The sequence below is a fragment of the Pseudomonas fluorescens Q2-87 genome (assembly GCF_000281895.1).
Lineage (GTDB): Bacteria > Pseudomonadota > Gammaproteobacteria > Pseudomonadales > Pseudomonadaceae > Aquipseudomonas > Aquipseudomonas fluorescens_S.
The window spans coordinates 2018678-2030353 of the sequence record NZ_CM001558.1 but is presented as its reverse complement, the minus strand read 5'-3'; the positions used below and the strand labels follow the sequence as shown (position 1 = coordinate 2030353).

The following is an 11676-nucleotide window of genomic DNA, read 5'->3' as shown; positions in this document are numbered from 1 at the left end:
ACCAGAATCCTGACCAATGGCGTTTTTTGCGACCTAACGCAATTGATCTGAAGTGCAAGTGAAGGCAAAATATTAGCACTTTGCCATCACCCTCTCTGACTTGCTTATTTCATGGAAGAAAGCATGAAAACCATTATTTCTTTGGCGTTATTGTCCGTTGCCTGCGCGGCGACTGCGGACGTTCAAAAAATCAACTACCTCTACGACGATTCGGACGCCAAGTATTCCATCGTCTCGTTTATCGACAGCGGCACCGTCATCCAGGCCACCGTACAGCGATCAGGTGTCTACTTCACCAACTATACGAAGCTGGAACTCGACTGCGCCAGCCAGAACGTACGTCACATGGGCATGTACAGCAGCCTCGCGGCGCTGGAAAAAGCTCAATTCGATCAGATGGAGGGCCGAATCATCGACGGCTCGATAGCCGCCGAAGTGGGTAAGGTGCTGTGCACTGGCACGACCATGACCGCATCCCAGACCGCCTCGAAAGTCGAAGCACAGCCCGCCGAGATCCAAGACGGCGACAACACCTGACCTGATCGCGCACGAGCTTGATCCCGCAGCGCCAGGCGGCATCGCCGTCGTCCAAGCCCTGGCAACGGGTTACAGAGGAGCCTGCTTGCGGGCGAACTTGGTCCGATAACTGCCCGGTGGAACCCCGAAAAAATCCCGGAAACGTCGTTGGAAGTGTGGCGAGCTGACGAAGCCCGTCGCCACGGCGATTTCGGTTACGGAGCGATTGGTCTGCTGGATGAGCTGGCGGGCACGGGTCAGGCGCAACTCCAGGTAATAACGGGTGGGTGTCGCCCCGAGAAAACTGCAGAATCGTCGTTCCAGCTGTCGCTTGGAGATCTTGACGCAGGCAGCCAGCTCATCGACGGTCAACGGCTCCTCGATGTTTTGCCACATCAGTTCCAGCGCCAGCTTGAGGCTTTCCGGCAGTGTCGGGTCTGTCTCGACGAAGACCGGCGGCAAATCCGTCGCGTCATCGCCGGACTCGTCACAGCGCAGAATTTCCTCGATGGCTCCCACCAGCGCCGCTCCCCCGGTCTGGCGAATCAACTGCAACATCATGCGCAGCGAACTGTTGGCACCCGCACAGCTGACTCGGCCCCGGTCCAGGACATAGGCGCGGTTGGAAACCTTCACGAGGGGGAAGACCTCCGCCATCATGGCGCGACTTTCCGGGTGAACAGCGCATTCGAAGCCATCGAGCAGATTGGCATCGGCGATAAAGAACACCCCGTTCCACAGCCCGCCCATTATCGCTCCCGACGCAGCATTGACCCGCAGTTTGCGCCGCAACAAGGCGTGGCCTTGCAACTTCACGCGAAAGCCCCCGGCGACGATCAGCACATCCAGGTCTTCCGGCATCTGTGCCAACTCGATGTCGGTGGAGATGACAATGCCCAGGTCACTGGTCACCTGCCCTCCCGAAACCCCCACGGTCAGCACCTCGTAGAGAGGCATGTCGCCCATCAGGTTGGCGGTCACCAGCGCATCCACCGCACCGGTAAAGGACATCATCGAGAAATTGTCCATCAATACAAACGCAACGCGGGTGGGCGCCTGGCTGGCAGCGGGCGATCCAACGGGGCGATAAGCCATGTTCTTGTTTTTGAGTACGCTTTCGAATGCGCTTGGCATGGGGCCTCGTTGACACACAAAAGATGATCCGGACCTGCATCGGCGCCATCTTCCAGATAAGCGACATTGCCTGCAATCGCTTCGCTGTGACCAGGTCGCTCCTGGGTAACCGGCTGCCGCTCAAGTCCATACGACCTTGGTCGATACGCTATAGGTAGGCATGGGCGCGTTCCCTTTACCCAACACGTAACGCTCACCGCTGATGTTTCCGCCGTTCCAACACTTAAAAAAATATCCGCGGGAGAAGTCATGAATATCAAACAGAAGCTGACATGGGCGTTCGCGGCCATCGCCTGCCTTCCGGTCGTCCTGGTGGCGGTGCTGGTTGTCTTGAACCTGCGCGACGCCGCGAAAACCAACTTCCTGGACAGCAGCGGCCGCGAGATTCGCCAGATCGACAATGGCATGAAGCAGTTCTTCGACGGCATCAGCCAGAACGTCGAGTTTTTCGCCAAGGATCCACGGATCGTCGCAGCCAAGGACCTGAAAAACTATTCCGGTGCAGACGCGGCACAGATCCCCTTGCCCGAGAACAACAAACAGCTCCTGGAAATCTTCGACAGATTCGCCAAGAGCCACCCGACTACCGCCTACCTTTCCGTGGGCCTGGCGGATGGTGGCTACGCCAGTTGGCCGGATGATCCGAAGATCTCCAACTACGATCCACGCGTGCGCCCCTGGTACAAGGCCGCTATCGCCGCCCCGGGCACTAACGTGCGCACCGACGCCTATTATTGGGCGCCGGATGATGTTTCCTTGATTGGTATCGTCCATACGGTCTCCGACGCCGCCGGCAAACTGGTGGGCGTCGTTGGCCTGGACGTGTCGCTCAAGCAACTCACCGAACTGGTCAAGAACATCAAGCTGGGCGACAGCGGCTATCTGATGCTGGTGGAAGCCAACGGCAACGTCCTGGTAGACGCCGCCGATGCCAAGCACAACTTCAAGCCGCTGGCCGACCTGGGCCCCAACTATGCCGAGCTGGCCAAAAGCAGCGATGGCGTGACCCAGATCGAAATCGACGGTGTGCCCTACATGGCCAACGTGGTCAGCTCCAAAGGCCTGGGCTGGCGCTTCATCGGCCTGATCAAGCGTGACGAAGTGATGGCCGAGGCGTCGAGCCTGACGTGGCTGATCGCGGTCATTGCCGCCGCCCTCGCCGTGGTCTTCGCCATCGTCGGTGCGAGTTTCGCCAGCGTGATCGTCCGGCCGATTCGCGGCGTTGCCAACGGCCTGCAGGAGATCGCCGAAGGTGAAGGTGACCTCACCCGCAAACTCACGGTGCAGGGCAAGGACGAAACAGCAACCCTGGCCAGCTGGTTCAACCAATTCCTGGGCATGATCGCGCAACTGGTGCAGCGCATCGGCAGCGCCTCTTCCGACCTGCAAAATGCTGCGGCGGACACCAGCGAAGTCGCCCAGAACATGAACGAAGCCGCCGGGCGCCAGCGCCAGGCCGTGGAGTTGGTGAGCACCGCTTTCAACGAAATGGTCGCCACCGCCAACGAAGTGGCCCGTTCCTGCAGCCAGGCCGCCACCAGTGCCGACGAGGGCTACCGCGACGTGCACACCGGCCAGCAGCACATCGGGGAAGCCACTGGCAGCGTGTTGAAACTGAGCGACGACCTGCAAAAGTCCACCCAAACCATGCAGGCGCTCGAACAGGACAGCAAGAACATCAACACCATCCTCGACACCATCCGCTCGATTGCCGAACAGACCAACCTGCTCGCCCTCAACGCCGCCATCGAAGCCGCGCGCGCCGGTGACCAGGGTCGTGGGTTTGCCGTGGTAGCCGACGAAGTGCGCGCCCTGGCACGGCGTACCGCCGACTCCACTGGCGAGATCGATAGCCTGCTCGGCAACCTCGCGCGGCGCACCCAGGAAGTCACGCTGCAGATGCAAGGCAGCCTGCAGGTGTCGCAAACCAGCGTCGAGCGCATCCAACAAGCCCGGGACAGTTTCGACAAGATCCGCCATTCGGTGGACTCGATTCGCGACCAGAACACCCAGATCGCCACGGCCGCCGAGGAGCAGCACCAGGTGGCCGAAGACATCAACCGGCACATCGCGCAGATTCATGCCGATGCGCAGCTGGTCGAGGAATTTGCTCACTCGGCGCAGACCGGTTCGGGGCGTTTGACGGATATTTCCGGGCAACTCAAGGGGTTGGTGGGGCGCTTCAAGTTCTAAGCTGTAGCCCGTGCGTGGGCCAGGGATGGCTCTTGCACCGAACAACATAAGCGCCGGGATACTCGTCCATCGTGCAGGACAAGCTCACCGCAACCTGGACACCCACGTCGACTGTTAGTGACCAGGCCGCACTTGTCCTATCCTTGTATTCCACCCATCCATCCGGACATGACGATGCCCGCCCCCGAATCCGCCCTCGTGCAGAGCTGGCAGCACAACGCCCAATCCTGGATCGAAGCCGTGCGCACCGGCGCCCTTGAAAGCCGCGTCAAGGTGACCGATCAGGCCATCCTGCTGGCGGTGCTGAGCCGTCAACCCGAGCGTGTGCTCGACTTGGGTTGCGGTGAGGGCTGGTTGTTGCGGGCCCTGGCCGAGCGGGCCATCGAAGCGGTCGGCGTGGACGGCGACGCAACACTGGTCGACGCCGCGCGGGCGGCAGGCTCTTCCCAAGTGTATGTGGCGAACTACGATGAACTGGCCCAGGCCAAGGTGGACGTCGGCCGCGACTACAACCTGATTTGCGCCAACTTCGCCCTGCTCCACCAGGACATTATCCCGCTGCTCGCCGCCATGAACGCCCTGCTCTCTCCTGGCGGCGCCCTGGTGATCCAGACCCTGCATCCATGGAGCGCGGCGGCGGGCAACTACCAGGATGGCTGGCGAGAAGAAACCTTCGCCGAGTTCCAAGGCCAATGGCAGCCCATGCCCTGGTACTTTCGCACCTTGTCCAGTTGGCTCAATGCGCTGGAGATGGCCGGCTTCCGACTGGCCGGCCTGCAGGAGCCGCAGCACCCGCAAAGCCCAGTGCCGCAGTCGCTGTTGCTGGTGGCTGAACCCAAAACTTGAGTGAAACGCAGCCGACCCATCGCGTTACAGCCCTGGACTATCTGGCTTTGTCAGGCTGTCGCCGACTTGTCCAGCTCCGCGAACCACGCCGCTGATCAATAACCCTCAAAAACATCCAACAGCGGCCGATACCCAGATAAGGCCAGTAACTGGGTTTCAGGATTGAACGGCGGACCAGGTAATGACAGAAATTTATCTGCTGATAGCACACGGCACGGATCAGGGCGAAGCGTATGTCCTGGGTTGGTTCGATGACAGGATCAAGGCCAGGGAAGTTGCCGAGCAGAAAGAATGGGAAGCGTACCGCGCGAGCCTGAAGGCGGAGCACCACTGGTCAACCCACAAACCCCTGGCGCCGGACCAGACCGATTACCGGCGCTATTGGATCAAGACCGTTTCAAAATTCGATCAGGTCGCCATTCCAAGGTCCTGGGCGGTTCACTGATTCGTCGTGAGCGAATATTCAACGAAACGAGCATTGTCGACGGTGGTCTAGACATTTAAGCCCATCCGATGAGAGCACTATCATGTTGAAATTTCTAGGCGGCACCGTAGGTATCATTTTCCTGATCGGCCTGATCGTGGTCATTGCCTTGTTCAAGTTCATCTTCTGATCGCAACGGCGACAACCATCGGCCTGGCATTTTTTCCAGGCATGGAAAAGCCCAATCCTTGCAGATTGGGCTTGGTTACCGCGACCAAACGGGGAAGCCTGATCAATGACCGGCGCTTTGCCCACCGTCGACGTGGAGAATTTCCCCGGTAACAAAAGCCGCGCTGTCCAGGTACAGGACCGCACCCACGATGTCCTCGACTTCACCCATGTGGCCGACCGGGTGCAAGCTGCCCAGCGCGGCGTGGGTTTCCTCGCTGTGCATCGGGGTCTTGATGATGCCGGGCGAAACGGCGTTGACCCGGATCCCGCGCTTGGCGTACTCGATGGCCAGCGACTTGGTGGCAGCGTTCATGCCGCCCTTCGTCAGCGAGGCCAGCACCGAAGGCACTCCTTCTACAGCATGGTCGACCAGCGTGGTGGTGATGCTGACCACGTGGCCACCGTCGCCTTGCTTTTCCATCTGCGCGATGGCTTGTTGCGACATGTGGAAGAAGCTGCCCATGTTGGTGGCCACGACGTTTACATAGTCTTCCAAGGTGTAGTCGGTGAACGGTTTGGCAAGGAACACCCCGGCATTGTTGACCAGCGTGTCGATGCGACCGAAGCGGGCCACGCCTTCGCGGATGATGCGCTCGGCGGTGGCGGGATCGGCGATGTCACCGGCCACGGTGAGGATGTCCGGATCGGTAGAAGGTTTGATCGAACGGGACGTCGCGACGACCTGATAACCCAGTTTGCGGAAGCCTTCGACAATGCCTGCACCCAGGCCTTGGGAAGCACCTGTTACAACAACTACTTTTTTTGAATGGCTCATGATGATTTCTCGCTCAGTAAAAAATGGATAGAAAGTTGTGCAATCAGACTTCGGCGGGCTCTTGTGAAAGCTGCCGGAGGACTTCTTCGTACTGCTCGACCGACTGTGATCCAGCGATCAATTGACGCCCGTTCACCACCATCGCCGGCACCGAATCGATCCCCCGCTGATGGTAGAAACGCTCCAGCTCCCGCACTTCCATGGCATACGTGCCCTCTGCCAAGACCTTGCGTGCACCAGCGGTAGAAAGCCCCGCCTCGCTGGCCAGGCGCACCAGGGTTTCCCGCTCGCTGATGTTTTGGCCGTCGGTGAAATACGCCTCGATCAGCAGCTTGTTCAGCGCGGCCTGAAGCCTCTCTTGCGCCGCCCACAACAGCAAGCGATGGGCATCGAAGGTGTTGTAGAAATGGCTGCGTTTTTCCAGATCGAACTTGAAACCAATGGCCTCGCCGCGGGCGATGATCATTTCGTTGCGCGAAGCGACTTGCTCGGCGCTGCGGCCGTACTTGCGCATCATGTGCAAGACCGCGTTCTCACCTTCGGCCGGCATATCCGGGTTCAGCTCGAAGGGCTTGAACGTCAGGTCGACAACAACTTGGCCAGCGAGATTCTTAATCGCCTGGTCCAGCGCCGTAGCCGCCAGTGCACACCAGGGGCACACCACATCCGAAACAAAGTCGATACTGACCGTGCGTGTCATGATTTCGACTCCGCCAGGTGTTTGCGGTACTGGGTGGTGGTGATACCGGCGTAGCCCCAGTTGTCAGTGTCGACTTCCTCGATGACGATGTGAGTCAGGTGCGGATCCTTGTTGAGCACCGTCTGCATGGTCTGGGTGATCTCGGCGATCACCTGGGCTTTCTGCTCCTGGGTGACGCCATCGCGGGTGATACGAACGCTGATGAAAGGCATGGGAAAGTCTCCAGTGAGCCCCCCGCCGGAATGGCGGAGCGGCGACATGGAGTGGATGTTAGGAAGTTACCTGGAGGGGATAAAGGTGGGGCTGGGTACTTCATTTGTGACGTGGTGTAATGAATTGTCCGCGCACAAAAAAGCCGATCTATCGTGATCGGCTCAGCTACCTGATTCCTAGACCGTTACGAATCAGCTGGTTTTGTCGCGACTTCGGTCGAAGCAGGACCTTCCAACGCCAAACGCTGTTCCCGCTTGGACTCGATCATCCCAACGATAGACGCACGGCGCTTCTCAGTTTGCGCCAGGAAAACCGACCTTGGCAGGATAAGGCGTACAGGGGCAGGCAGTAACTCAAATGCTTTTTCCGCCACGAGCAAAAAGACCTCGTCGTCTTTTATGCGGTCATGCGCGACGGTAAGCAAACCATCCACCAGCACGCGTTCGATCTGCGGCCAGTACTTATTCATTTGATCAGCGGCTGCGTGCTTGCCTTCGCCAACAGAGTCCAGGATAGAGTCCTTTGCAGAAAGCGCCTTGTCTCCAACAGACTCTGATAACGCCTTTGCCTTGCCTGCCAAATATCCAAACATCTCCACCCGCTCCATGAATGCACGATAACGGGGTATCGACATTATTTGGGCGTTCTTGAGTTAAACCATCGGTGCTCGGCGGGGCCGGCAAAACATGGTGAATAGGCAATCATGCCGGTGGCCTGATTAAGCGCGCATCGAGCCATCGACGAGCGAGATCAAACCGTACGTTTATTTTCATGGCCATCTCGACGTGCAAGCCATGCTGAGTAAAAGACGCCTGAGCGGCCGCAGAACAAGCCGACCGTAAACCCTGAAGCGGTGCCAGCAAGGACGAGCATTTCCACCGTGGCCGAGAGTTCTGGATGTACGGCAGCTTGATAACCGATGAAGTATTTCACGGCAAAAAAGAGAAGCGAGATACCAAGAACTTTATATGTCCCCGGCACGATCAGGTGCTTGCCCTCCTCATCCAACGTCAGTCCACGTCGAGGGAATAACGCAAATGCAGCCAAGCCACCTAAGACCATGCCCGTCAACCAACTGCCCACGGTCAGCTCAACACGACCCGCGTAGCTGAGGGAAAAGAGTGACCAGATCACCAGGATAACCGGTGTGATGATCAGGGATCGCCGGCTCTCACGACTGGTTTTCCTTGCGCTTAAGCCGTAGTAGCAGACCAAGAGAAATGCGCCGTAAACCCAGAGTGGCGTGCCTTCCAGGGCATCCATCATTGTTCAGCTTCCTTGCCATAAGTTCGTGTCCGGATGCTGGCACAGCCTCAAGTGTGTTTCCACTTTTTTGACTACGGCGATGACCTCGAAAGGGCTGCATCGGAATAGCAGCGGGTCATTAAAAAAAGAAAATGAAAAAGCCCAACTGGTTAGAGTTGGGCTAAGTCATTGAAAAATATGGTCGGGACGGAGTGATTCGAACACTCGACCCCTAGCACCCCATGCTAGTGCGCTACCGGACTGCGCTACGCCCCGACTAGGCGTGAATCTTGTCCCGCTTCTCAGCGGAACGCTCAGGAATATATCGCAAGCTTTTGAAAACTGGAAGTATTTAAAACAGAAATTTATTTCTTGAGTACCACCAGCACATCTTCAAGCTCGGCGATCATCTGGCGGATCATTTGTTTGTACTGGGTTGTGTCGTCCTTGGCCTCGTCACCGGAGAGGCGCAGGCGCGCGCCGCCGATGGTGAACCCTTGGTCGTACAGCAACGCGCGGATCTGCCGGATCATCAGCACGTCTTGTCGCTGATAATACCGGCGGTTGCCGCGGCGCTTGACCGGGTTGAGTTGAGGAAACTCCTGCTCCCAATAGCGCAGCACGTGCGGTTTTACCGCACACAGCTCGCTGACTTCACCAATGGTGAAGTAGCGTTTGCCCGGGATGACGGGTAGTTCGTCGTTATGACTTGGTTCCAGCATAAGCCTCAACTCGGGCCTTCAACTTCTGCCCTGGACGAAAGGTGACCACACGGCGAGCCGTGATCGGGATTTCTTCTCCCGTTTTCGGATTGCGGCCAGGCCGCTGACGTTTGTCCCGAAGGTCGAAATTGCCGAAACCCGACAATTTCACCTGTTCGTTGTCCTCGAGAGCGTGCCTGATTTCTTCAAAAAACAGTTCGACCAATTCTTTGGCCTCCCGTTTATTCAGGCCCAGCTCCTCATACAGACGTTCCGCCATCTCAGCTTTCGTCAGAGCCCCCATACGTCACTTCCTTAACGTGGCGTTCAACCTGTTTTCGAGCGAGGTGAGGATGTTTTGCGTTGCGGTATTCACCTCATCGTCATTAAGAGTGCGCGATGGATGCTGCCAGGTCAAGCCGACTGCAAGGCTTTTTCTATGCGGATCAATGCCTTTACCCTGATACACGTCAAATAGCCTGAGGTCCGTCAGCCATTCGCCTGCATTTTCACGAATTACTTCCAGCACAGCGCTGGATGCAACCTCGAGATCAGCCAGCAACGCCAGGTCACGACGCACTTCAGGAAAGCGCGATAACTCTTGGAATTTCGGCATTTTCCCCAGTGCGACTTCGGCCAGAACCAGCTCGAAAACGAAGACAGGACGATCAAGACCCAGGGTTTTCGACAATTCAGGGTGGATGGCACCGACATAACCGACTTCACGCCCATCTCGCTCGATGCGCGCGGTCTGCCCCGGGTGCAGCGCCGGATGCTTGCCCGGTACGAAAGTGAACGCGTCGAGCGCGCCGGCGAAGCCCAGCACCGCTTCCACGTCAGCCTTGACGTCGAAGAAGTCGACGACATCGCGACCTTGTGCCCAACCTTCCGGCAGACGACTGCCGCAGACGACACCGGCCAGCATCGGCTCCTGCTTCAAACCTTCCAACCGACCAACGAAACGCAGGCCGCTTTCGAACAGGCGCACGCGATCCTGCTGACGGTTCAGGTTGTGCTGAAGCGACTTGACCAAGCCTGGCCACAGGGACGAGCGCATCGCCGCCATGTCGTTGGAGATCGGGTTGGCCAACAACAGCGGCTCGACTCCCGGGTTGAACAGTTCGAACTGACGCGGATCGATGAAGCTGTAGGTGATTGCTTCCTGATACCCACGGGCCACCAGCAGGCGGCGCAGCTCCGGCAGGTCGCTGCGGGCTTCAGCCTTGGCCTGCGGCGCCAGGCGCGCTTGCGGGTAGCGGACCGGCAAGCGGTTGTAACCATATAGGCGGGCCAGTTCTTCGATCAGGTCGACTTCCAGGCTGATATCGAAGCGATGGCTTGGCACTTCGACACGCCACTGCCCTGCCCCGTCGGCGCTGATGTTCAGGCCCAGGGCGCTGAGCAGGCGTTCGACTTCGGCCGGATCCATTTCCATGCCCAGCATCTGGGTGATGCGCTGGGCACGCAAGGTGACCGGTGCAATCTTTGGCAGGTGTTGTTCGCTGACGGTTTCGATGATTGGGCCGGCTTCGCCACCGGTGATCTCCAGCAGCAGGCCAGTGGCGCGCTCCATGGCTTCGCGGGCCAGTTGCCAGTCCACGCCACGCTCGTAACGGTGCGAGGCATCGGTGTGCAGGCCATAGGAGCGGGCCTTGCCAGCGACGGCGATCTGGTCGAAGAATGCGCTTTCCAGGAACACGTCACGGGTCGTGGTGGAGACACCGCTGTGCTCGCCACCCATCACGCCGGCAATGGCCAGTGCGCGAGCATGGTCGGCAATTACCAGCGTGTCGCTGCGCAGGGTCACTTCCTGGCCGTCGAGCAGGACCAGTTTTTCACCTTCCTCGGCCATGCGTACGCGGATGCCGCCATTGATTTCGGCGAGATCGAACGCATGCAGCGGCTGGCCCAGCTCCAGCATCACGTAGTTGGTGATGTCGACAGCGGCATCGATGCTGCGCACGTCGGCGCGGCGCAGGCGCTCGACCATCCACAGCGGTGTCGGCTTGGACAAATCGACGTTACGGATCACGCGGCCCAGGTAACGCGGGCACGCCGCCGGCGCCAGGACTTCAACCGAACGCACTTCGTCGTGCACGGCCGGCACGGTCGCGACCGCAGGACGTGCAACCGGGGCGGCATACAGCGCGCCGACTTCACGGGCCAGACCGGCCAGGGACAGGCAGTCGCCACGGTTCGGCGTCAGGTCGACTTCGATGCTGGCATCGTCCAGGTTCAGGTATTCACGAATGTCCTGGCCCACCGGCGCATCGGCCGGCAGCTCCATCAGGCCATCGTTGCCTTCGCCGATCTGCAGTTCGGCCTGGGAGCACAACATGCCGTTAGACTCGACGCCACGCAGCTTGGCTTTCTTGATCTTGAAGTCGCCCGGCAGTTCGGCACCGATCATGGCGAACGGGATCTTCAGGCCCGGGCGCACGTTGGGTGCGCCGCAGACTACCTGGAAGGTTTCCGTACCATTGCTGACCTGGCAAACCCGCAATTTGTCAGCATCCGGGTGCTGCTCGGTGCCCAGCACCTCGCCCACCACCACGCCGCTGAATTCACCGGCGGCCGGCGTTACGCTATCGACCTCAAGACCGGCCATCGACAGGCGAGCAACCAGCTCGTCCCGGCTTACCTGCGGGCTTACCCAGCCGCGCAGCCACTGTTCACTGAATTTCATCCTGTTCTCCTA

General features: G+C 59.1%; 12 protein-coding genes, 1 tRNA gene and 2 pseudogenes. 5 read left to right on the top strand and 10 right to left on the bottom strand.

Going from position 1 to position 11676, the window contains the following annotated elements; translation table 11 throughout:
- The first annotated feature begins 123 nt into the window (after positions 1-123).
- Positions 124-537, top strand: a complete 414-nt coding sequence (locus PFLQ2_RS18455) for a hypothetical protein (protein WP_003180001.1) — start codon at positions 124-126, stop codon at positions 535-537.
- 69 nt (positions 538-606) lie between these two features.
- On the opposite strand, the gene PFLQ2_RS18460 is transcribed toward PFLQ2_RS18455, so the two are convergent.
- Positions 607-1650: a GlxA family transcriptional regulator gene (locus tag PFLQ2_RS18460; protein ID WP_003179998.1), complete on the bottom strand. Its 1044-nt coding sequence runs from the start codon at positions 1648-1650 to the stop codon at positions 607-609.
- 249 nt (positions 1651-1899) lie between these two features.
- Here PFLQ2_RS18460 and PFLQ2_RS30970 point away from each other — a divergent pair.
- The 4 genes and pseudogenes from PFLQ2_RS30970 to PFLQ2_RS18475 form a co-directional block, all read left to right on the top strand.
- Positions 1900-2982 (top strand): annotated as a pseudogene (locus tag PFLQ2_RS30970) (HAMP domain-containing protein); the annotation flags it as partial.
- A gap of 351 nt (positions 2983-3333) precedes the next feature.
- Positions 3334-3843 (top strand): annotated as a pseudogene (locus PFLQ2_RS30965) (methyl-accepting chemotaxis protein); the annotation flags it as partial.
- Positions 3844-4017: 174 nt separating this feature from the next.
- On the top strand, positions 4018-4689 hold the full coding sequence (locus tag PFLQ2_RS18470; RefSeq protein WP_003179994.1) for a class I SAM-dependent methyltransferase: 672 nt from the start codon (positions 4018-4020) through the stop codon (positions 4687-4689).
- Between the two features lie 181 nt (positions 4690-4870).
- The gene (locus PFLQ2_RS18475) at positions 4871-5134 is read left to right on the top strand and encodes a hypothetical protein (RefSeq protein WP_003179992.1); all 264 of its coding nucleotides are present in this window, start codon (positions 4871-4873) and stop codon (positions 5132-5134) included.
- Positions 5135-5405: 271 nt separating this feature from the next.
- Here the strand turns inward: PFLQ2_RS18475 and PFLQ2_RS18480 are convergent, their stop codons facing one another.
- From PFLQ2_RS18480 to pheT, 9 genes are all read right to left on the bottom strand, one after another.
- The gene (locus PFLQ2_RS18480; protein WP_003179990.1) at positions 5406-6119 is read right to left on the bottom strand and encodes an SDR family NAD(P)-dependent oxidoreductase; all 714 of its coding nucleotides are present in this window, start codon (positions 6117-6119) and stop codon (positions 5406-5408) included.
- Between the two features lie 43 nt (positions 6120-6162).
- Positions 6163-6819, bottom strand: a complete 657-nt coding sequence (locus PFLQ2_RS18485) for a DsbA family oxidoreductase (RefSeq protein WP_003179989.1) — start codon at positions 6817-6819, stop codon at positions 6163-6165.
- Complete coding sequence (locus PFLQ2_RS18490) at positions 6816-7031, bottom strand: tautomerase family protein (RefSeq protein WP_003179987.1); 216 nt, start codon at positions 7029-7031, stop codon at positions 6816-6818. Before PFLQ2_RS18490 ends, PFLQ2_RS18485 begins: the two co-directional genes overlap by 4 nt.
- Positions 7032-7216: 185 nt before the next feature.
- On the bottom strand, positions 7217-7666 hold the full coding sequence (locus PFLQ2_RS27670; RefSeq protein WP_152632712.1) for a hypothetical protein: 450 nt from the start codon (positions 7664-7666) through the stop codon (positions 7217-7219).
- Between the two features lie 116 nt (positions 7667-7782).
- Positions 7783-8298 carry a hypothetical protein gene (locus PFLQ2_RS18495; RefSeq protein WP_003179986.1) on the bottom strand — a complete coding sequence of 172 codons (516 nt, stop codon included), beginning with the start codon at positions 8296-8298 and terminating at the stop codon, positions 7783-7785.
- 178 nt (positions 8299-8476) lie between these two features.
- Positions 8477-8553, bottom strand: a tRNA-Pro gene (locus PFLQ2_RS18500).
- An 89-nt stretch (positions 8554-8642) separates the two neighbouring features.
- On the bottom strand, positions 8643-8999 hold the full coding sequence (locus tag PFLQ2_RS18505; protein ID WP_003179985.1) for a MerR family transcriptional regulator: 357 nt from the start codon (positions 8997-8999) through the stop codon (positions 8643-8645).
- Positions 8980-9282 carry an integration host factor subunit alpha gene (gene ihfA / locus PFLQ2_RS18510; RefSeq protein WP_002553164.1) on the bottom strand — a complete coding sequence of 101 codons (303 nt, stop codon included), beginning with the start codon at positions 9280-9282 and terminating at the stop codon, positions 8980-8982. The genes PFLQ2_RS18505 and ihfA overlap by 20 nt, the downstream gene beginning before the upstream one ends.
- A gap of 3 nt (positions 9283-9285) precedes the next feature.
- Positions 9286-11664: a phenylalanine--tRNA ligase subunit beta gene (gene pheT, locus PFLQ2_RS18515; protein WP_003179980.1), complete on the bottom strand. Its 2379-nt coding sequence runs from the start codon at positions 11662-11664 to the stop codon at positions 9286-9288.
- Positions 11665-11676 lie beyond the last annotated feature (12 nt).